The organism is Variovorax sp. SPNA7, assembly GCF_033807855.1.
Taxonomy (GTDB): Bacteria; Pseudomonadota; Gammaproteobacteria; order Burkholderiales; family Burkholderiaceae_C; genus Variovorax; species Variovorax beijingensis.
This window is the reverse complement of record NZ_CP138513.1, coordinates 5,754,231-5,776,021: the sequence shown is the minus strand read 5'-3', so window position 1 is coordinate 5,776,021 and position 21,791 is coordinate 5,754,231. Positions and strand designations below refer to the sequence as shown.

The 21,791-nt window shown below is 59.1% G+C and carries 20 protein-coding genes; 19 read left to right on the top strand and 1 reads right to left on the bottom strand.

Annotation, left to right across the window (positions count from 1 at the left end; genetic code table 11):
- Window positions 1-9 precede the first annotated feature (9 nt).
- On the top strand, window positions 10-462 hold the full coding sequence (recX, locus tag RZE77_RS27125; protein WP_319440052.1) for a recombination regulator RecX: 453 nt from the start codon (window positions 10-12) through the stop codon (window positions 460-462).
- A gap of 50 nt (window positions 463-512) precedes the next feature.
- Here recX and argC read toward each other — a convergent pair whose 3' ends face one another.
- Complete coding sequence (gene argC / locus RZE77_RS27120) at window positions 513-1,436, bottom strand: N-acetyl-gamma-glutamyl-phosphate reductase (protein WP_319440051.1); 924 nt, start codon at window positions 1,434-1,436, stop codon at window positions 513-515.
- A gap of 206 nt (window positions 1,437-1,642) precedes the next feature.
- Here argC and sucC point away from each other — a divergent pair, with 206 nt between their 5' ends.
- The 18 genes from sucC to RZE77_RS27030 all read left to right on the top strand — a co-directional run bounded on the left by sucC (window position 1,643) and on the right by RZE77_RS27030 (window position 21,753).
- Complete coding sequence (gene sucC, locus RZE77_RS27115; RefSeq protein WP_319440050.1) at window positions 1,643-2,809, top strand: ADP-forming succinate--CoA ligase subunit beta; 1,167 nt, start codon at window positions 1,643-1,645, stop codon at window positions 2,807-2,809.
- A 10-nt stretch (window positions 2,810-2,819) separates the two neighbouring features.
- On the top strand, window positions 2,820-3,713 hold the full coding sequence (gene sucD, locus RZE77_RS27110; protein WP_015867930.1) for a succinate--CoA ligase subunit alpha: 894 nt from the start codon (window positions 2,820-2,822) through the stop codon (window positions 3,711-3,713).
- 100 nt (window positions 3,714-3,813) lie between these two features.
- Entirely contained in the window at window positions 3,814-4,503 is a 690-nt protein-coding gene (locus RZE77_RS27105) for a TerC family protein (RefSeq protein WP_319440049.1), read from the top strand.
- A gap of 31 nt (window positions 4,504-4,534) precedes the next feature.
- Entirely contained in the window at window positions 4,535-5,335 is an 801-nt protein-coding gene (locus RZE77_RS27100) for a Stp1/IreP family PP2C-type Ser/Thr phosphatase (RefSeq protein ID WP_319440048.1), read from the top strand.
- Between the two features lie 24 nt (window positions 5,336-5,359).
- On the top strand, window positions 5,360-6,013 hold the full coding sequence (locus RZE77_RS27095; RefSeq protein WP_319440047.1) for an FHA domain-containing protein: 654 nt from the start codon (window positions 5,360-5,362) through the stop codon (window positions 6,011-6,013).
- A 30-nt stretch (window positions 6,014-6,043) separates the two neighbouring features.
- Window positions 6,044-8,311 carry a CHASE2 domain-containing protein gene (locus tag RZE77_RS27090; protein WP_319440046.1) on the top strand — a complete coding sequence of 756 codons (2,268 nt, stop codon included), beginning with the start codon at window positions 6,044-6,046 and terminating at the stop codon, window positions 8,309-8,311.
- 32 nt (window positions 8,312-8,343) lie between these two features.
- Entirely contained in the window at window positions 8,344-9,147 is an 804-nt protein-coding gene (locus tag RZE77_RS27085) for a 3',5'-cyclic-nucleotide phosphodiesterase (RefSeq protein WP_319440045.1), read from the top strand.
- A gap of 204 nt (window positions 9,148-9,351) precedes the next feature.
- Window positions 9,352-9,813 carry a pilin gene (locus RZE77_RS27080; protein WP_319440044.1) on the top strand — a complete coding sequence of 154 codons (462 nt, stop codon included), beginning with the start codon at window positions 9,352-9,354 and terminating at the stop codon, window positions 9,811-9,813.
- A 60-nt stretch (window positions 9,814-9,873) separates the two neighbouring features.
- Window positions 9,874-11,589, top strand: coding sequence for a PglL family O-oligosaccharyltransferase (locus RZE77_RS27075; RefSeq protein ID WP_319440043.1), 1,716 nt, complete (start codon window positions 9,874-9,876; stop codon window positions 11,587-11,589).
- Between the two features lie 53 nt (window positions 11,590-11,642).
- Window positions 11,643-13,571, top strand: coding sequence for a polysaccharide biosynthesis protein (locus RZE77_RS27070; RefSeq protein WP_319440042.1), 1,929 nt, complete (start codon window positions 11,643-11,645; stop codon window positions 13,569-13,571).
- 1 nt (window position 13,572) lies between these two features.
- Window positions 13,573-14,877, top strand: coding sequence for a nucleotide sugar dehydrogenase (locus RZE77_RS27065; protein ID WP_319440041.1), 1,305 nt, complete (start codon window positions 13,573-13,575; stop codon window positions 14,875-14,877).
- 7 nt (window positions 14,878-14,884) lie between these two features.
- Entirely contained in the window at window positions 14,885-15,832 is a 948-nt protein-coding gene (locus RZE77_RS27060) for a Gfo/Idh/MocA family protein (RefSeq protein ID WP_319440040.1), read from the top strand.
- Window positions 15,829-16,404, top strand: a complete 576-nt coding sequence (locus RZE77_RS27055) for an acyltransferase (protein WP_319440039.1) — start codon at window positions 15,829-15,831, stop codon at window positions 16,402-16,404. The genes RZE77_RS27060 and RZE77_RS27055 overlap by 4 nt, the downstream gene beginning before the upstream one ends.
- 8 nt (window positions 16,405-16,412) lie before the next feature.
- A complete protein-coding gene (locus RZE77_RS27050; protein WP_319442423.1) occupies window positions 16,413-17,510 on the top strand; it encodes a DegT/DnrJ/EryC1/StrS family aminotransferase in 1,098 nt (365 codons plus the stop codon).
- Window positions 17,511-17,636: 126 nt separating this feature from the next.
- Window positions 17,637-19,028: a lipopolysaccharide biosynthesis protein gene (locus RZE77_RS27045; protein ID WP_319440038.1), complete on the top strand. Its 1,392-nt coding sequence runs from the start codon at window positions 17,637-17,639 to the stop codon at window positions 19,026-19,028.
- A 19-nt stretch (window positions 19,029-19,047) separates the two neighbouring features.
- On the top strand, window positions 19,048-19,722 hold the full coding sequence (locus RZE77_RS27040) for a class I SAM-dependent methyltransferase (RefSeq protein WP_319440037.1): 675 nt from the start codon (window positions 19,048-19,050) through the stop codon (window positions 19,720-19,722).
- Between the two features lie 344 nt (window positions 19,723-20,066).
- On the top strand, window positions 20,067-21,077 hold the full coding sequence (locus tag RZE77_RS27035; protein ID WP_319440036.1) for a glycosyltransferase: 1,011 nt from the start codon (window positions 20,067-20,069) through the stop codon (window positions 21,075-21,077).
- Window positions 21,064-21,753 (top strand): class I SAM-dependent methyltransferase, encoded by a 690-nt coding sequence (locus RZE77_RS27030; RefSeq protein ID WP_319440035.1) that lies wholly within the window; start codon window positions 21,064-21,066, stop codon window positions 21,751-21,753. Before RZE77_RS27035 ends, RZE77_RS27030 begins: the two co-directional genes overlap by 14 nt.
- The last annotated feature ends 38 nt before the right edge of the window (window positions 21,754-21,791 follow it).

Below are 21,791 nucleotides of genomic sequence, written 5' to 3'. Positions count from 1 at the left end.
AGGCAGCGCATGGCTTTCGGCGCCCCTTCCCTCAAAGGCCGCGCACTGCGGCTCCTGAGCCAGCGCGAGCATTCGCGCGCGGAACTGGAGCGCAAGCTGGCAAAGCACGAAGAAGCACCCGGCGAGCTGGCCCGTGCGCTCGACGAGCTGGCCGCCAAGGACTTCATCAGCGAGCCGCGCGTGGTGGCTTCGGTGCTGAACCAGCGCGCCGCCCGCTCGGGCGCGCTGCGGGTGCGGCAGGAGCTGCAGTCCAAGGGCATCGCGCCCGAGGCCATTGCACAGGCCGTGGCCAGCCTGCAGGACACCGAAGTGGAGCGCGCCACGGCCCTGTGGCGCCGCCGTTTCGACGCACCGCCCGCCGATGCGAAGGAGCGCGCCAAGCAAACGCGCTTCCTGCTGGCGCGCGGCTTTTCGGGCGCGGTGGTGGCCAAGGTGCTCCGCAGCGATTTCGACGAAGACTGACGGCCGGGCGCGCGGCCCCGGCCTGCCAAGAACGGCTCAGCAGCGGGCGCTCAGAGCGCCAGCATCAGTTTCAGGTTCTGCACCGCGGCGCCGCTCGCGCCCTTGCCCAGGTTGTCGAGGCGCGCAATCACCACGGCGTGGCGATGGTCCTCGTTCGGGAACACGCGAATTTCGAGATTGTTGGTGTCGTTGAGCGCCAGCGCGTCGAGCTTGCCGTCTTCCGTGGGCGGCAGCACCTTCACGAACTGTTCGGGCGTGTTGCTCTTCGCGTAGTGCGCGGCCAGCGCCTCTTGCAGGTCGCCGGCCTTCGGCTTGCCGGGCAGCAGGTCGAGGTGCAGCGGCAGCTGCACCAGCATGCCCTGCTTGAAATTGCCCACCGAAGGAATGAAGACCGGCCGGCGGGTGAGGCCGGTGTACTGCATGATTTCAGGAATGTGCTTGTGCTTGAGGCCGAGCGCGTAGGTCTCGAAAAGCGGCGCCTTGCCGTTCTCGTAGTCTTCGATCATGGCCCGCCCGCCGCCCGAATAGCCGCTCACCGAGGGCAGCGAGATCGGAAAGTCGGCCGGCAGCAGGCCGGCGTCGACCAGCGGCCGCACCATGGCGATGGCGCCCGTGGCATAGCAGCCCGGGTTGCCCACGCGGTCGGCCGCGGCCACGGCCTGCCAGTGGCCGGCCACCAGTTCGGGAAAGCCGAACACCCAGCCGGGCGCCACGCGGTGCGCGGTGGAGGCGTCGATGATCTTGGGCTTCTTGCCGGGCAGCTGGTCGATCAGCGCGACCGATTCGCGCGCCGCATCGTCGTGCAGGCACAGCACCACCAGGTCGACGCCGGCCATCAGCTCGCGCTTGGCGGCCACGTCTTTTCGCAGCTCGAGCGCAATGCTCACGAGTTCGATCTGCGGCATCGTCTGGAGCCGCTCGCGAATTTGCAAGCCGGTGGTGCCGGCTTCGCCGTCGATGAAAACCTTGGCCATATCGGAGTATGCGTAGAGGGGCTAGAAGAAAGTACGTATTGACCGCAAGGCCACGTCGAGTATTGGTGCGCCGCACCATGATACAGTCCGCGGTTGTTCGCCGCCCCCAGCCGTCAGGCTGCCGTCGCCCGCGAGCAACAGAGCCAAAGACGCCTCAGACCCCAGATCCCCCGTTCTCAACCTCCTCCTTCCGAGAGACATCCCTCATGAAGATTCACGAGTACCAAGGCAAGGAAATCCTTGCCAAGTTCGGCGTGCCGGTGCCGCGCGGCATTCCGGCCTATACGGTTCAGGAGGCGGTCGAGGCCGCCCAGAAACTTGGAGGCCCGGTGTGGGTCGTCAAGGCCCAGATCCACGCGGGTGGCCGCGGCAAGGGCGGCGGCGTCAAGGTCGCCAAGTCGATCGAAGACGTCAAGAAGCTCGCCGGCGAGATCCTCGGCATGCAGCTCAAGACCCACCAGACCGGCCCCGAAGGCCAGAAGGTGCGCCGCCTCTACATCGAAGATGGCGCCGACATCAACAAGGAATACTACGTCTCGGCCGTGACCGACCGCGCGACGCAGAAGGTCGCGTTCATCGCCTCGAGCGAAGGCGGCATGGACATCGAGGAAGTGGCCCACTCCTCGCCCGAGAAGATCATCACGGTCTTCGCCGACCCTGCGGCCGGCCTGACCGACGCGCAAGCGAAGGAAATCGCCGACGGCATCGGCATGCCGGCCGACTCCACCGCGCAAACGGTCGACATCCTCAAGAAGCTCTACACCTGCTACATGGAGACGGACGCCTCGCTGGTCGAGATCAACCCGCTCAACCGTGACAGCAAGGGCAAGGTCATGGCGCTGGACGCCAAGTTCAACTTCGACAGCAACGCGCTGTTCCGCCACCCCGAAATCGTGGCCCTGCGCGACCTCGACGAAGAAGACGCGGCCGAAGTCGAAGCCTCGAAGTTCGACCTCGCCTACATCTCGCTGGACGGCAACATCGGCTGCCTGGTGAACGGTGCCGGCCTGGCCATGGCCACCATGGACACCATCAAGCTGTTCGGCGGCGAGCCGGCCAACTTCCTGGACGTGGGCGGCGGCGCCACCCCCGAGAAGGTCACCGAAGCCTTCAAGATCATGCTGAAGAACAAGAACGTGGAAGCCATCCTCGTCAACATCTTCGGCGGCATCATGAAGTGCGACACCATCGCCACCGGCGTGATCGCAGCCTGCAAGGCCGTGAACCTCCAAGTGCCGCTGGTCGTGCGCATGAAGGGCACCAACGAAGTCGAAGGCAAGAAGCTGCTGGCCGATTCGGGCCTGCCGATCATCAGCGCCGACACCATGGCGGACGCGGCCCAGAAGGTCGTCGCAGCAGTCAAGAAGGCCTAAGGAACAAGTCATGTCGATCTACATCAACAAAGACACCAAAGTCATCACGCAAGGCATCACCGGCAAGACCGGCCAGTTCCACACCGAGAAGTGCCAGGAATACGCGAACGGCAAGAACTGCTTCGTCGCGGGCGTGAATCCCAAGAAGGCCGGCGAGTCGATCTTCAACATCCCGATCTTCGGTTCGGTGAAGGAAGCCGCTTCGCAGACCGGCGCCACCGTGTCGGTGATCTACGTGCCGCCGGCAGGCGCGGCCGCCGCCATCTGGGAAGCCGTCGAGGCCGACCTGGACCTGGCGATCTGCATCACCGAAGGCATTCCGGTTCGCGACATGCTCGAAGTGCGCAACAAGATGAAGGCCAAGGAAGCGGCCGGCGGCAAGAAGACCCTGCTGCTGGGCCCGAACTGCCCCGGCCTCATCACGCCCGACGAAATCAAGATCGGCATCATGCCCGGCCACATCCACCGCAAGGGCCGCATCGGCGTGGTCTCGCGCTCGGGCACGCTCACGTATGAAGCCGTGGCGCAGCTGACCGAAATCGGCCTCGGCCAATCGTCGGCAGTCGGCATCGGCGGCGACCCGATCAACGGCCTCAAGCACATCGACGTGATGAAGGCCTTCAACGACGATCCCGACACCGACGCCGTCATCATGATCGGCGAAATCGGCGGCCCCGACGAAGCCGACGCGGCCCGCTGGTGCAAGGAACACATGAAGAAGCCGGTGGTCGGCTTCATCGCCGGCGTCACCGCTCCTCCCGGCAAGCGCATGGGCCACGCCGGCGCGCTGATCTCGGGCGGCGCCGACACGGCCGATGCCAAGCTCGCCATCATGGAAGAGTGCGGCTTCACCGTGACGCGCAACTTCTCGGAACTCGCAAAGCTGCTCAAGGCACAGCTCTAAACCAGCCCCAGGCAGTTTCTCGCGAACCACGCAAAAAGAAAAAGCGCCCGCAATCTGGATTGCGGGCGCTTTTTCACTACAACACAGTGGAACAAGAGACATGGAACTCCTTCAAGGCGCCGATTTCTGGATCGGTCTGATCAAGATTGTCTGGATCAACATCATTCTTTCGGGAGACAACGCCGTGGTGATTGCCATGGCGGCCCGTGCGCTGCCCCCCGCGCAGCAGCAAAAAGCCGTTCTGCTCGGCTCGGGCGCGGCCGTGGTGCTGCGCATCGTGCTCACGGTGGTGGCGGCCAGGCTGCTCGCGCTGCCCTACCTGCAGATCGTCGGCGGCCTGCTGCTGCTGTGGATCGGCCTGCAGCTGCTCCGCGAGGAAGAAGACGATGACGGCGGCGAAGCCAGGGAATACGGCGGCATGATGGCGGCCGTGCGCACCATCCTGCTGGCGGACCTGGTCATGAGCCTGGACAACGTGATTGCCGTGGCGGCCGCCGCGCAAGGCAACATGCCGCTCCTGGTGCTTGGCCTGGCCATCAGCATTCCGCTGGTGATCTTCGGCAGCACGCTCATGATCAAGCTGATGGAACGCTTTCCGATTGTCGTCATGCTGGGCGCCGCCCTGATCGGCTGGGTCGGCGGCGAAACAATGGTGAGCGACGTCTCGCTGCGCGAGGTGCTGGCTGACAATCCGTGGCTCCTCCATGCGGCAGCCGCCGCCGGTGCCTTCTTCGTCGTTGCCGTGGGCCGCCTGCTCCAGCGGCGCGCGCAAGCCGGCGCGAGGCGCTGAAACCGTCGCGCGTCGACATTTCTAAAAACATATGGCGAGTGTCGGCGCGTCCCTTTTCTCCACCCGGCCCCAGCTCTCCTGGGACTTTGCGGCGCTGACCGACGTCGGCCGCGCACGGGCCCACAACGAGGACGACCTGCACATCGACCCCGCGCTCGGCCTGGCGGTGCTGGCCGACGGCATGGGCGGCTATAAGGGCGGCGAAGTGGCCAGCGCCATGGCCGTGTCGCTGGTGCACGCGAGCTTCGCGCGCTGGTTCGCACAGGCCGGCCTGCAGGCACCCGCGCGCGTGGTCCGGCGTGCCTTGCAGGCGGCCACCGACGAGGCCAATTCCGCCATCCTCGAAGCCGGCCTGGCCAATGCCGAACTCCACGGCATGGGAACCACCCTGGTGCTGGCCGCGTTCCGGCCCCAGCGCGTGCTGGTCGGCCACATCGGCGATTCGCGCTGCTACCGCCTTCGCAACAACAAGCTCGAGCAGCTCACGCGCGACCATTCGCTGCGCCAGCAGCAGCTCGACGCCGGCGCCATCACGGCCGAGGAAGCGCTGATCTCCCCGCACCGCAACCTGGTGACGCGCGCCATGGGCGTGGAGCCGCAGGTCGTGCTCGAGATGCACGAGCACACCGCAAGGCCCGACGACCTCTATATGCTCTGCTCCGACGGGCTCAGCGAGATGGTCCCGGATGCGCAGCTTTTCACGCTTTTGAATCACGATGTCGAGCTTCAGCAGAAAGCATCACTTCTGGTGGCCGTTGCCAACGACAATGGCGGCCGAGACAATATTTCAGTTGTCCTGGCCAGGGCGCGCGTTGGCAGTGCGCCTGAATAAAAACATGCATTCAGGGAGTCGGCAATGCCGAAGATGATCATTTCGATCGATGGCACTGTCATCGGGCAAATGGCGCTTGCCAAGGACCGGACCACGCTGGGGCGGCGCGCCTACAACGACATCGTGCTCGACAATCTCGCGGTCAGCGGCGAGCATGCCGTGCTGCACATGCGCGGTGGCGAAGTCGAAATTGAAGATCTCAACAGCACCAACGGCACCTACGTCAATGCGATCGTCGTCCAGAAGCAGCAGAAGCTCAAGGACAACGACGTCATCGAAATCGGCGGCTGCCGCCTGCACTTCCGCGCCCGCAGCAGCGCGGCCGCCAATGCCGCTTCCACCCGCGCCGCGCAGGGCGGCTACGCGGCTTCCGTTCCGCTGTCGGCCGCGCCCACCGAAGCCGGCGCGCTGCTCGAACTGGGCGTGCCCGTGCTGCGCGTTCTCTCGGGCACCGACCTGGGCCAGGAAGTGCCACTGCAGAAGGTGGTCACCACCATCGGCAAGCCCGGCGTTGCGGTGGCGGTCGTCACGCGTCGCCGGCAGAGCTACATGGCTTCCACCATCATGGGCGGCGTCACGCTCAACGACGCACCGCTCGGCGCCGAGCCCGTCGGGCTGCAGGAAGGCGACGTGCTCGAGCTCGGCGGCGCCACGCGCATGCAGTTCGTGCGGGTCTGATTTTCGCGGCGCGGCGCCAAGGGTGCGCTGGTGACGGCCATGAGGCGCCACGGACTGCGCATTGCCATCACCCTGCTGCCGGTCCTGCTCGCGCTCGCGCATGCCACCGGCCTCTGGCGGCTGGATGCCATCGACCGGCTCGACCACCTGATCTACGACACCCGCCTGCGCGCCACCATGCCGGGCACGCTCGATCCGCGCATCGTGATCGTCGACGTCGACGACGCCAGCCTCACCCGGCAGGGCCAATGGCCCTGGTCGCGCGACAAGCTGGCCCGGCTCACCCGGGAGCTCACCGGGCGGCAGCAGGCGGCGGCGCTGGGCTTCGACGTGATGTTCGTCGAACCCGACCGCAGCTCCGGCCTCGACAAGCTGCGCCAGATCGCACGCGGCCCGCTGCGCGAAATGCCCGGCCTGGCCACCGAAATCGACCGGCTCGCCCCCACGCTCGACAACGACGCCATCTTTGCCGCCGCCATGCAAGGCCAGCGCGTGGCGCTCGGCTACTACTTCACGCGCACCGAAAAGCCCGGCGCCAAGGGCCAGCTGCCGCCGGCCCCCGTGCTGCAGGCCGAGGCCTTTCCGCCGGGCCGCGGCTATGCCACCGCCTGGAACGGCTTTGGCGCCAGCCTGCCCGTGCTGGCCGCTGCCGCGCCGGCGGCGGGCTTTCTCAACACGCTGGTCATGTCGAATGGCGACGGCGTCATCCGCGCCGTGCCGCTCATCGCCCGCTATGAGGGCGACCGGGCCCGGCCGGGCTACTACGAATCGCTGGGGCTCGCGGTCTACCGGCTGGCCAGCGGCGCGCCGCCCGTGCGGCCGGTCTTTGCATCGGACGGCGCCGCGCCGCCGCTCCAGTCCTTGCTGGTCGGCGGCCTGCGCATACCCGTCAACGAAGCCGCTTCCATGCAGGTGCCGTTCCGCGGCCCCGGCGGCGCGCAGGGCGGGTCGTTCCGCTACGTGTCCGCCGGCGACGTGCTCGAAGGGCGGCTCGCGCCCGGCGAGCTGAAGGACCGCATCGTGCTCGTCGGCGCCACCGCGCCGGGCCTGCAGGACCTGCGCGCCACCCCTGTCGGCGCTGCGTTCCCCGGTGTCGAAGTGCATGCCAACATCGTCTCGGCCATGCTCGACCACCGCCTGCTCGCGGTGCCCGACTACGCCCCCGGCTACGAAGTGCTCAGCGTGCTGGCCGCGGGGCTGGTGCTGGCGCTGGGCCTGTCGCTGCTGCCCGCCCCGCGCGCGGTGGTGCTGGCCATTGCCACCGTCGCGGCCCTGGTCGGCGTCAATGCCTGGCTCTACCAGCGCCACAGCCTCGTGCTGCCGCTTGCCTCAGCACTGGCCATGGCGGCGCTCGCCTTTGCCTTCAACATGGGCTGGGGCTACTTCATCGAGTCGCGCGCGCGCCGCGGCCTGATGCGGCTCTTCGGCACCTACGTGCCGCCGCAGCTCGTCAACGAAATGCTCGTCACTCCCGGCCGCTACAGCATGCGCGCCGAGAGCAAGCAGATGACCGTCATGTTCTGCGACATGCGCAACTTCACCCGCCTGTCGGAGCAGATGGCTCCGGCCGAACTGCAGGCCTTCTTGAACAACGTGTTCAACCGGCTCACCAGCGTCATCAGCACGCACCGCGGCACCGTCGACAAATACATGGGCGACTGCGTCATGGCCTTCTGGGGCGCCCCCATCGACACCCCCGACCACGCCACCCTGGCCGTGCGCGCCGCGCTCGACATGGTCGAGGCCGTGCGCGACATCAACAACATCCACCGCACCCTCGGCCGGCCCGAGATCAGCGTGGGCATCGGCATCAACAGCGGCGTCATGAGCGTGGGCGACATGGGCTCGGCCGCGCGGCGCAGCTACACCGTCGTCGGCGATGCGGTCAACCTCGCCTCCCGCCTCGAAGGCCTGAGCGTGCATTACGGCGTGGAGATCGTCGCCAGCGGCGCCACCCGCGAACTCGCGCCCGGCTTCGTCTGGCAGGAGCTCGACAGCGTGCTCGTCAAAGGCCGGGCGCAGGCCGTGGCCGTGTTCACGCCGCTCGGCGCCATCACGCAAGCAGAGGCCCAAACCCCTGCCGCACTGCAGCAATCCGCCCAGCTGCAGCGCTGGGCCGAAGTGCTGGCCGCCTACCGCCGCCAGGACTGGGCCATGGGCCGGAACTTGCTGGATCCGCTGCTGGCCGCGGATGCCAAAAAAGTCCTTTACCAGCTCTACGCACAACGATTAGCCTCCATGGCGTTGCGGCCCCAAGACCCCGAGTGGGACGGCGCAACCCGCTTCGAAACCAAATGACGGCAGAAGACACAAGCAGAGGGTCTCTCACAATGCAGGTTCGCGTGCTGGGTTGCTCGGGCGCCATTGCCAAGGACTGCCGGACCACCTCGTTCCTGATCGACACCGACCTGCTCGTCGATGCGGGCACCGGCGTGGGCGACCTCACCCTCGACGAAATGGCCGGCATCGACGACGTGGTGCTCACCCACTGCCACCTCGACCACATTGCTGCGTTGCCCCTCATGCTCGACGCCGTGGGCGGCCGCCGCACCCGATCCTTGCGCGTGCATGCCCTGCGCGCCACCATCGAGGCGCTGCGCGCCCACGTGTTCAACAACGTCATCTGGCCCGACTTCGAGAGCATTCCCAGCCCCGAGGCCCCCTTCGTGAGCTTTCACGACATTGCCGTGGGCCAGGTGCTGCAACTGGGCAGCGCCGCCCCCAAGCGCATCGAGGTGCTGCCGGCCGTGCACACCGTGCCCGCCTGCGGCTTTGCCGTGAGCCGCGCCGAGGGCGGCGCCAACTGGGTCTTCACCGGCGACACCGAGCGCAACACCCCCTTCTGGGACCGCCTCAACGCCCTGGACGTGGCCATGCTCGTCATAGAGACGGCATTCAGCAACCGCGAGCAGGCCCTGGCCGAACGCAGCCTGCACCTGTCGCCCCGCGCCCTGGCCGACGAATTGGCGCATATCGATCCGGGCAAGCAGTTTCCGATCTACATCACCCACACCAAGCCGGCGGAAACCGAAGAGATCATGTGGCAGATCGAGCACCTGGCCGGGCACCAGGTGGCGGGGTTGGCACAGCGGGATATCCGGTGGTTGAAGGCGGATGGGGTGCTGACTTTTTGAGTCAGTGGGCCAACGAGGGCTGACAAATTTGTCACGCTCTGTAGCATCTGGAAGCAGTTTCTGTCACTCGATGTAACAGAGTTGAGTGCAAAGTGCTCGGTTTCGACGTTGCGAGGCTAGCAAACGGGGTGGCACAGATGCTGCGGAAGGTACTGCGCTCCGGGCTTGGTTCCCGGGCTCTACAAACCAACCTGGAGTTTTTGAATGAACCGTCGTTTGATCGCACGCAACGTGCAAAAGGGTTTCACCCTTATCGAATTGATGATCGTTGTGGCGATCATCGGTATCTTGGCTGCTGTGGCTCTGCCGGCGTATCAGGATTACACCGTTCGTGCACGCGTCACGGAAGCGCTTGTGATTGCGTCCGGTGCCAAGGCCAACATTGCCGAAAATGCGGCTAATGGTGCATCGCTCGATGCTGGCGTTGAGGCAATTAACGCCGCTTCTGGCCTGAAAAATCTCTCGACCATGAGCACCGCGGCTGCGACAGGCACCATCACGCTTGTGACGACTGCTGCAGCAAAAGGTCTGACTTTGACGCTCACGCCTACGTCGAACGGCGCTGCCTTGCAGAGCGGCACCCTGCCGCCTGGTCCGGTTAAGTGGACTTGCGCTGTCACCGGAGCTGGGAACAACAAATACGTGCCGACAGAGTGCCGTATTTAAGTAGATTTGCTAAAAAGAAGAGCCCCGAAAGGGGCTTTTTTGTTTTTCAAAAATAGTGCGGTGAATTCTCTCTCGAAAATTTCATTAGCTCCCCTCTGGGGGGTGATTGGCGCTGCATTACTCTCCCTTTGTTGGCTTCTTCCCAATCATACTCAGCCATGGACGTCATTTCATTCTGATGCTTGGGCGGCGAGCTTATGGGCAGTCGTCGCCTGCATCGTGTTGTGTCGGGCACCAAGTAATTTTAAATGGCGTGGATTGCCGCTCTTTGTGGCTTTGATAACGACAATTCCTGGATTTCAATTCTTCAGCGAAATCTTGCCATTCTCCGGGCAGGCTTGGATTTCCACTGCGTATTTGCTGGGCTTTTTATCGGCACTATGGCTGGGTGAGCAATGGAACGCATGGCGGCCAACCCATCTAGGAAATTTTTTGTTCTTAGCCGTCGGCATTGGTGCCACCTTATCAGTGGGTTTGCAGCTTCAGCAGTGGTTAGGAGTCGCGCGAGATGGCACCTTGGACGTCTGGGTAGCCAGTAGCTCAGTCGGTGCGCGACCATATGCAAACATGGGACAAGCAAACCAACTCGCTACCTTGCTGCTTTGGGGGCTGCTTGCTTGCGGTTGGGCTCAATGGCAGAGATACATCAGATCTTCTATCGCGATCTTATTGGCCATGCTTTTGCTTTTCGGCTTGGCGCTAACTCAATCTCGTAGCGGTGCCTTAGGGGTGCTGGCAGTGGTTATCGCCACTTGGCTGTGGCGTGGATTATGGTGCGAGAAGAAAAAAATCATTCCGGTCGTGGCTGCTGCATTGGCGGGCCTCTACGTGCTTTTCTTATTGCTGATCCCACTTCTAAGTCAAGAGCTAATGTTCGATGCTCCTGCTGCCTTAATAGACAGAGCTAATGGTGAGCTTAGACCAAAATTATGGTTACTACTTTGGGATGCAGTTCTACATCATCCTTTTTCAGGATACGGATGGAATGAAGTCGTTCGTGCACAGTTGCTAGTTGCCAACTCGCATCCTGCGCTCGGATATCCATTTTTTCAGTCCCATAATTTGTTTTTTGATTTTCTAATTTGGACGGGAATTCCGGTAGGGGCGTCAATAAGCATTGTAATATTGACTTGGATCGGAACTGTAGCGCGACGTATAAACAAGCCTTCGCAGTTGTTCTACTTTATGATGATTCTCGTGGTTGGAATCCATGCGCTCTTCGAATTACCCCTCCATTACGCATATTTTTTACTACCGGTGGGCGTAGCAATGGGGGCGTTGAACGGCGGGCTGAGAATATGGGAACTGAAACTGCCAGTGACCCTGGGGAAATTTCCAATTGTGATTGCCCTGGGGCTGAGTGTTGGCTTGCTCGCTGCAGCCATAAAGGATTACTTCGAAATCGAAGAAACTCATCTGTCGATGAGGCTTGAGCGGTCGGGCATTGTGAATGCGAGAGGTCCACGGTTGCCGGACGTCTGGATTTTGAATCAACTAATGGAGACTCAACGATTCATTAGATTTGAACCCTACGTTGGCGCGTCGGCGGAAAAATTGAAGTGGGCGGAAGATATGGTGGCGCTTGTGCCTAGTCCGCGGGGATTTATGAAGGTCGCGATATTATTTGGAATTAATCAAAGACCAGAGGAATCAAAAAAATGGTTGCAACGAATGTGTCGAGTGGTCTCCCGGGAGCAATGTGCTGCCGGGCCGCAGAAATGGGCGAACGAGAAGAGTAATTATCCCCAGTTAAAAAATATTGACTGGCCTAGCTAATGACGCATGTCGCTAAGCGGATTTCGAGGAAGCCAAGATCGCGAAGAGCGGAGATGGATTTGAATTTTACTGAAATTCTTGATTGGTCTCGCTCCAAAAAGCGGGCCACGGTAATTTTGCTGGATATATTTCTGGCGTTCTTTTCCATGTGGCTTGCCTTTACTCTGCGGCTCGACGCGCTTCATTTGCCAACTGGGATCGACTGGGCTGCCTACATAATATCGCCAATGCTTGCGGTGCCAGTTTTTACAAAATTTGGCTTGTATCGTGCAATTTTTCGTTATACGGGTATGGCTGCTATCCTTGCTACCAGTAAGGCAGTGGGAGTTTACGGATTGGCACTTGCGCCATGTATTTGGACGCTATTTTATTGGGAGGGTCTTCCGCGAAGCTTGATTGTGCTGCAGCCCCTAATTTTTCTGTTGCTCGTCAGTGCGAGCCGCGCGCTTGGCTGGCAATGGCTGCAAGGTATGAATAAATATCCGGGAAGTGGTTTGTTGATTTATGGAGCAGGCGTTGCGGGGGCGCAAACCGCAGCCGCCTTAGTGGGAGCGCAGCAGTACGTCCTAGTCGGCTTTATCGACGATGACCCTGCCAAGCATGGGAGGACTATAAACGGCGTGCCAGTTTTTCCCTTGGCTAAGGTCGAGCGGGTTGTCGAGGAAAATTCCATCAGCGATATTCTTTTAGCGCTCCCTAGTGCAAGTCGTCAGAGACGTAATCAGATTATTGGGCAACTGCAAGCACTGCCGGTTCGTATTCGTTCCCTGCCTGGTCTTGCAGATCTCGCAAGTGGACGTGTGTCTGTAGATGATTTTCGCGATTTGGATATCGAAGACTTGCTGGGGCGTGAGTCTGTTCCCGCGGATATAGAAGCAGAAGCGCGGGCTTTTAGTCTTTCAGGCTGCGTAGTGCTCGTAACCGGAGCAGGTGGCAGCATCGGCGGAGAACTCTGCCGACAGATATCTCTTTCCAAGCCTAGCAAGCTCTTGCTCGTCGACCATAGTGAATTTGCGCTTTATCGCATTCATCAAGAACTGTCTAACTCAAACCTCCAAAAAGGAGGGGAGATTAAGATTTTGCCGTTGTTGGCCAATGTTTGCAATTTTGAGCGCATGGACGCTATATGTCGCATACATAAACCATCTGTTGTCTATCACGCTGCAGCTTACAAACACGTACCATTGGTCGAGGCGAACGCGAGTGAAGGTGTGACCAATAACGTCCTCGGGACCCTGAATATGGCGCATGCCGCCATTAATTCAAAAGTCGAGCGTTTCGTTCTAATATCCACCGATAAGGCAGTCCGTCCGACCAATGTGATGGGCGCCAGCAAGCGCGTTGCAGAGATGGTCCTGCAGTCAATTGCCGACACGGGTGGCCACCCTTTTCACGAACTAACCAAAAATCAGCCCGTCGTTGCGGCGAAGCGCTGTAATACATGTTTCTCGATGGTTCGTTTTGGTAACGTGCTGGGCTCGAGCGGCAGTGTTGTTCCGCTTTTCCGGCACCAGATTTCTGAAGGCGGGCCCATCACGGTTACGCATCCGGAGGTCACACGTTACTTTATGACCATTTCGGAAGCCGTTCAGTTGGTCCTTCACGCAGGAGCCATGGCCGAAGGGGGCGATCTCTTTGTACTTGATATGGGTCAGCCGGTCAAAATTCTCGACTTAGCTGCTCGAATGATTGCGCTGTCTGGACGCACGATACGCAATGCCGCCCGTCCGACCGGCGATATTGCTATTACGTTCACCGGTTTGCGTCCAGGAGAGAAGCTGTTTGAGGAACTGCTAATTGGAGAAAATCCATTGCCCACCCAACATCCTCGAATCATCCGCGCCCGGGAAGATTTTATGAAGTGGCCCGCCCTTAGGCAGCACTTGCAGGAACTGCTGAATGCCGCCCGAGATGGAAACCTTGAAATTATGAAAGATGCCTTGTGTACTTTGGTGCCCGGCTATGCTCACGAGGGAGTTTAAATTGAATAGCGCAAGCTCAACCGAAATCAAATTGGCGATCATTGGCCTAGGGTACGTTGGCCTTCCGCTCGCCGTTGCATTCGGTAAATTGATGCCTGTTCTCGGTTTCGATGTGGACACCCGTCGTATTGAGGACCTCCGGGCCGGCTATGACAGGACGCTCGAAACCGAGGTCTCAGACCTCAGCGCGGCGGAACTCTTCACGCCGACCTCGGATGTGGCTGATCTCCTTGGGTGCAATGTCTTCATTGTTGCGGTTCCCACCCCGGTCGATAGCGCCAACCGACCCGACTTGGGTCCGCTGCTGAGGGCCAGCGAGACTGTTGCGAGAGTTATGCCGTCGGGTGCGATCGTCATCTACGAATCGACCGTGTATCCCGGCGCGACCGAGGAAGTTTGCGTGCCGGTGCTTGAAAAAGCTTCGAACAAAGTCTTCAATCGCGATTTCTTCTGCGGCTACAGCCCCGAGCGCGTAAACCCGGGGGACAAGGTCAACACGCTGACTAAGATCAGAAAAATCACGAGCGGGAGCACTCCAGAGATTGCCGACGTTGTCGATCGCCTCTACAGCCGTATCGTCACTGCGGGGACTTACAGGGCTGGCAGTCTCAAAGTTGCCGAAGCTGCAAAGGTCATCGAAAACACGCAGCGCGACTTGAACATTGCGCTGATGAATGAACTCTCCGTACTCTTTGAGCGGCTGGGCATCGACACCCTCGAAGTGCTCGAAGCCGCAGGCAGCAAATGGAACTTCCTGCCATTCCGTCCAGGCTTGGTCGGCGGCCACTGCATCGGCGTGGATCCCTATTACCTCACATACAAAGCGGAGCAGGTCGGCTACATCCCTCAAATCATTTTGGCAGGCAGACGTATCAACGACAATATGGCGCGTTATACGGCCCGCAATACCATCAAGCTGATGCTGCGGGCGGGTATGGATGTAGCGCGCTGCAAGATTGGTGTGATGGGCATCACTTTTAAGGAAAACTGTCCCGACATTCGAAACAGCAAGGTCGTCGACTTGGTACGCGAACTCCAAGCATGGGGCGCGCAAGTTGTCGTGGCCGATCCGTGGGCCAACGCAGAGGAGGTGCAAGCTGAATACAGCTTGAAACTCGATGTCATCGACGAGCACAACCCCGTCGATGCCTTGGTGGTTGCGGTGGGGCACGCCGAATATCGGGAGCTTTCGCCCGAGCTCTTGCGCCGCTATTGTCGGCACGATGCACCGGTACTGACCGACGTCAAATCGCTTTATGACCGACACGAGGCCGCACGCGCAGGCTTCATTGTGTTCAGGCTTTGAGGACTACATGAAAAGGAACTTCGCACTGATTGGCGCTGCGGGCTACATCGCGCCGCGGCATATGCACGCGATCAAGGAAACGGGTAACACCCTCGCTGTTGCTTATGACATCAACGACTCGGTTGGCATCATCGACAGTCTCGCACCTGATGCGGCATTCTTCACGGAGTTCGAATCGTTCTATGAGCATGCCCATTGCTTGCAGCGCAAGCAGGCGACGGCGCTGGACTACGTCTCGATCTGCTCTCCAAATCACCTGCACCATCCGCACATCGCAGCGGGATTGAGGTTGGGATGTGACGTAATCTGCGAAAAACCACTGGTACCGACGCCTGGCCTGCTCGACGAACTCTCGCTCGTCGAAAGCGAAACAGGGAAAAGCGTGTTTACAGTGCTTCAACTGCGTCACCATCAGGCCATCTTAAAGCTGCGTGACAAGGTTGCGAGCGCGCGGGCCGATACCAAGTTTGACGTGGACCTTAGCTACATCACCTCTCGTGGAAAATGGTACGCCGCTAGTTGGAAGGGAGATCCACGCAAATCATTCGGTGTGGCCACAAATATCGGTGTGCACTTCTTCGACATGCTGCATTTCATCTTTGGGAAGCAGCAAGCTAGCGTGGTGCATTACAACGCTGAGCACAAGGCAGCCGGGTTTCTGGAATACGAGCGAGCGAGGGTGCGATGGTTTCTCTCCATTGACGCCAGTGACCTGCCAGCGGAAGTCAAAGGCAAGACCACTTATAGGTCCATCACGGTGGACGGCGAAGAACTGGAGTTTTCCGAAGGGTTCACGGACCTTCATACCATGAGCTACGTCGAGATCCTTGCGGGACGGGGATACGGTCTTGCCGATGCGAGGCAAGCGGTCGAAGCAGTGAATGCTATTCGCAACTCCAAGCCAAATCCGTCGCATGCAGAAAGACATCCTTTCACACAGAGGTTGCTCGCGTGAACTTGATCCATGCGACGGCTATCATCGACGCTGGAGCGCAAATCGGGACGGGGACCCGTGTCTGGCATTGGGTGCACATCAGTGCAAGTGCAGTAATCGGAGATGACTGTTCGCTGGGACAGAGCGTCTATGTAGGCAACGATGTGCATATTGGCCGCAACGTCAAGATCCAGAACAACGTCAGCGTATATGACGGAGTGACACTGGAAGACGAGGTGTTCTGCGGTCCGAGTATGGTGTTCACGAACGTCTACAACCCTCGTTCAGGAGTGAGTCGCAAGAGCGAATATCGAAAGACGCTGGTGCGACGAGGTGCGACGCTCGGAGCGAACTGCACCATTGTCTGTGGGGTGACTATCGGCTGCTATGCATTCATCGGTGCTGGCGCTGTCGTGAACCGCAACGTGCCTGACTTTGCGTTGATGCTCGGCGTGCCTGCGCGGCCAGCAGGGTGGATGAGTCGTCACGGTGAGCGATTGAAATTCGTCGGTAGCACTGCAACCTGCGCCACTACCGGGGAGAAATACATGTTACGTGAGGGCCTGTGCATACTGGTCGAGGCTTCACAATGAGAGAGAAGATGGAGTTTGTGGACCTCAAGGCCCAGTACAAGGCACTGAAAGTCCAGATCGACGAGCGTATTCAACGCGTCCTCGATCATGGGCAATACATCATGGGCCCCGAGGTCGCCGAACTGGAGGGCAGGCTTGCCGCGTTCACCGGTGCCAAGCATTGCATTACCGTGGCCAGCGGAACCGAGGCGCTCCTGATCTCGTTGATGGCATTGGGTCTGAAGCCCGGTGATGAGGTGATCACCACGCCATTCACTTTTGCCGCGACTGCCGAGGCAATTGTGCTGTTGGGAGGCAAGCCGGTATTCGTGGATATCGAACCGGACACTTGCAACATTGATGCACAACTCATCGAAGCAAAGATCACGCGACGCACGCGCGCCATCATGCCGGTGAGCCTTTATGGGCAGTGCGCCGACATGGACGAGATCAATGCCACTGCCGCGCGCCATGGCTTGGCTGTGATCGAAGATGCCGCTCAAAGCTTCGGAGCCAACTACAAGGGGCGCAAGAGCTGCAATCTCAGCACTGTCGGCTGTACGAGCTTCTTCCCGAGCAAGCCGCTGGGCTGCTATGGCGACGGAGGAGCAATCTTCACGACCGATGATGGGTTTGCGCAGGCATGCAGGGAAATCCGGGTGCATGGGCAGAGTGCGCGATATGTGCACACTCGAGTGGGTGTTGGTGGGCGAATGGATACGATCCAGTGCGCGGTGGTGCTCGCGAAACTCGAGCGGTTCGAATGGGAACTACAACGTCGTCGCAAACTGGGTGAGCGCTACAACGCCTTGCTTACCAGCTCGGCCGTTGACTTGTTATCCGTTCGACCCGATCGCGACTGCGTCTGGGGTCAATACACGGTGTTCGTTGAGAAGCGAGCTGAAGTGCAAAGCGCGCTATTCGAGCGCGGTATCCCAACGGTGATCCACTATCCCAATCCGCTTCACACACAGCCGGCATACGCAGAGTACCGAACTGGGGAAGATGACTTTCCACATAGCGTCTCTGCGGGCTTGCGTGTCATGAGCCTTCCGATCAGTGCAGATTTGGACGAGGTAGATCAGCATCGAGTGGCGCAAGCCCTGATCGACGCCTCGTGGCGATGAAAAACTCTCCACGGTCAAAATCTTTTGTGCGCTCGACGCCTTTCGGGTGTGTGCTTGACTGATATGGCTTCGCGGCTGCGAGTCGATACTGCCTTGTACGGGACCGCGGTTCTTACAGATCGATTGATGGGGTTTCTGCTCCTGCCGCTGCTCACTGGTGGGATGAGCCCGTCCGATTACGGGGCTTGGACTCAGACCGCGGTCGCTGCTGGTCTGCTAGTTCCTTTAGTTCTATTTGCGAGCCCAACGGTCGCTGTGCGCTACTTCTCCGGGCAAGCGCTGGCGGCTGCGCGATGGCGGTTTTTCTTGCAGCTTGGTGCATTTGCCCTTTTGCTGCTCGCTGTATGCGTTGTCACGGGGTTTGCATGGCCGGCAATTTGGTCATCAATCGTCTTTGGCGGCTTCGAACATCAAAGTCTTGTACCCGTTCTCTTGACGTTACTAGCGGCTGAGGCGGCTATGGAGTTCAGTATTGGCTGGTTGCGTACGATTGGGCGGATCGGAGTGGTGGCGGCAGCGTTGGTCCTTCGGAGCGTGACACGTTACTTGGTCGTGTTTCTGTTGGTCGATGGTACGCGGGGGGCGCTGATCAATTGGCTAGGTAGCTACGCGATCGTTCAACTAGTGTTAGCGTCGACGGTGTTGGCCGCGACTGCATGGATCCTTCGATGCTCGCCTGGCATTGCACCGAAAGTTGCGCGATCACCGAAGCTCGGGGAAGTATTGACCTTTGCCGGTCCGCTAACTGTTCTTGCACTGTTCACGTCGCTCAATAGCCTTCTCGATCGCTTCGTTCTGGTTCGATGGCTCGGCTTGGATGGTGTGGCCATTTATGCCGCCGCGGTTTCACTCTGTACGATCCCCGCGGCGTTCTATAGCATCCTAGGCTTTACTCTTTTTCCAGAACTTTCCCGCCAGTGGCATGGCCGGCGTCTCGAGGATGTGTCTAAGCTAGTGACACTGGCACTGCGCGTATTTCTGTTCTTTTGCCTCCCGGCTGTCGCTATGCTTTTCGTTGGGGGTAGTTGGGCCCTACAGCTTTTGACGAATGAAGCATATCAGGCACCGCTCGAAGTGTTCCTATTTTTGGGATTGGCAGTCAGTGCATTTGGTATCTATCAAATTCTTCTCTACGTGTTGCTATTGGATGGAAGGAGCCTGCAGATACTGTTGCTGGCAATACTAGCTACAGTTATCAACTTGGCATTAAATTACCTTTTGGCCAGTCGCTGGGGAATGTCCGGTGCCGCAGCGGCTGCCGCTACGTCGAATATTGTGATGGTCGTTGTAGCGATACACATTACTCGAAAGATCCTTCCGTGGAGCTTCCCGTGGCCTGATATTTTAGGGATCGGAACAAGGGCTGTATTGGCTGCGACGCCATTTGCTGGATTTGCATTTTATGCTGTTCTTTCCGATTTTTTGGGCATGATCGCCATCATGCTAGGGGCGTTGTGTTATTTGATCTTTGATTGGATTCACCCCGCCTCGATAGTACGTGGCGTGTTGCGCCGATAAACATTCTTCCACTTATCCAATGATTCGCGACGCTTACGCTGAGCAGTTCAATCTGACACGACATGATTACCTCGCTAGCCTCGACATGGTGACTTGGCTTCGGCACTATCACGTAGTGCGCGATCTACTAGCCGCTGCTCCGAAAGCAGTACTAGAGGTGGGGGCCGGCGATGGTGTAGTTCGGCGTTGCCTCCTACCGATGGTGGAGTCTTACACGGTGTTCGATATCAATGCGCGGCTTCAGCCTGACCATGTTGGGGATCTGAAAATCGGAGATCCCACATTGACGCATCGCTTCGATGCAGTGGTCGCGACAGAAGTCATGGAGCATCTCCCATTTTCCGACTTTCCCGCTTGTCTCGCCAATCTGCATGCTTGGCTCCAACGCGACGGCAGGGCTTTCGTATCCTTGCCGCACAGACAAAGTAGCTTCGCCGTCCTTACGCCCCGACAAAAATTTCGAACATGGCGATTTCCAAATGGGCTGTTAAGCCTGAGCGAGGCGTACAACCGGTTTATTCGTCGCCGCATCTGGATCGATCCGCACCATTGCTGGGAGATTGGTGACGGCCGTGTGAAATTTTCGGACGTGGAGCGATGTTTCGTTGAGGCCGGCTTCAGGCCTTTGAAATGTCTGGCTTTGCCCTATTGCGACTATTGGATTCTTGCTAAAGCTGAAAGGGTATCTAGGTGATGGAGCGCCCAGATCTCCATGTTTTAATGCTCGCATATTTTTATCCGCCGTTGGGTGGGGCTGGTGTTCAGCGTTCTCTTAAATTCAGCAAATACCTTCCCCAATTCGGATGCTATCCCAGCGTTATCAGCAGCGAAAGTGGAGCGTATATGAACGATCCAAGTCTGCTCGCTGAAGTGCCGTCAAGCGGCACGATAATCCGGCTGCCCCATACACCCATCGTGACGAGGCTCATAAAATGGAGGCAACGATCTGACAGAGGCGGGCAATCGTCAAACCAACCCTCGTCTGGCTCTGCTCCCGTTTCGTCTGACAGTTGGCGTCAAGCTTGGCGAGACACTGCGTTGAAGACGATTGGCGCTCTTCAGTATCCGGATGACAAAGCGGCATGGGGTGGTCAAGCGCGTCGGGTCGCAATGGAGTTGATTAGGAAAAATCCTGTCGACCTGATTTTCTCAACTTCACCGCCAATTTCCGCTCACTTGGCCGCGATGCGCATTGCCAAGTGCGCCAATTTACCATGGGTGGCAGATTTTCGCGACCTTTGGACATCTAATCCAGCCTACGACATGCCTGCGTGGCGTCGCTCCTTAGATATACGACTCGAGAAGAAGTTGTTGGACTCGGCAAATGGTGTCATCACTGTGTCAGAGCATTTGGCGTCTATGCTTCGGGTTCGTCGTCCGTCCAAGAATAAGGATACCGTTTTAGCGATAAGCAATGGCTATGATGAGGCCGATTTTTCGCATGCATTGCCATTACCTGGGAAATCAGAGGAATTTCGAGTGGTGCATGCTGGCACTTTCTATGGGCATCAATCCCCAGATGAATTTTTGAACGGCGTAGAACGGCTTTTTCAACTTGAGCCGGAGGCACGCAAGCGACTTCGACTTCGATTCGTCGGAAATGTTGGAGCTAGGTTCGAACGGACGCTAAGGGAATTCAAGGCACGTCATCCTCAAGTGCTAGAGCTCACCGGGTACGTTGAACATCCTCGAGCGATTGCCGAGATGTTGGCCGCTGACGCTCTCTTGCTGGTCATCGGAGGAGATGCAAAATTAACGGAAGGGGTGATGACTGGAAAGTTATTTGAGTACCTTCGTGCGGGACGGCCGGTACTCCAGGTTGGTGCGGTCAACGGAGAGGCTGCGCGACTTCTACAAAATACCGGCGCAGGAATTGCCGTAGCCGCGGACGACGTTGCAGAAATTGCAGCTGTTATTTCGCGCTGGTTGGCCGGCGCTGCGCCTAAGCCCCAACCCGCAAATGCCATAATTTATGAAAGAAGAGCCCAAACTGCTCGGCTGAGCGAATTTATGGCCACCGTTCATGAGCGTTTTCATGGACGAAATTGAACGAATTAAAAGCCGATACGAAGAGCGCGATGCGAGCGCCACGCTAACCGGTTTTTGGTCGATTAACAATCCAGCAATATTGCATATCGCGCAGGAACGAGAACGAAGGGTGTTATCCATGCTGAGTTCTCATTCGATTGATCTTTCTCCAATGCGCGTGCTTGACGTGGGATGTGGATTTGGTATCGAGTACCCGAACTATCTGCGGTGGGGTGCTAGGGCCGGAAATATATGGGGGGTCGATCTCAGCCTTGCGCGATTGCGGCATGCGCACCAGCGTTTAGGCATGCCAGTGGTGCAAGCATCAGGTGCTCGGCTTCCTTTTCCGGACAGAAGCTTCGATCTGGTCGTGCAGAGCGTAGTGTTCAGTTCCATCGTTGACGACTCCATTCGGCGGGCAACCGCAGAGGAAATGGTTCGCGTGGTACGGCCCGGAGGCTATGTTCTTTGGTACGACGCATTTCGATCACGAGCCAGGGACCCACATTTTCGATGTGTGGCTCGCAAGGAAATTGCGAATCTCTTCTTGGGTATTGACTGGTCCTTTGCCACGTTGACTAGCGATGTTGGCATAAGTAATCGAGCGCAACGTTGGCTCGGGGGGTGGTCTTTATCTTTAATCGATGCCTCCCGATTATTGAGAACGCACCTGCTCGGACTTGGGAAGAAAAAGTGAAAACGCATCTCTGCTTGATCGGAGATGCCGGAAGTGTC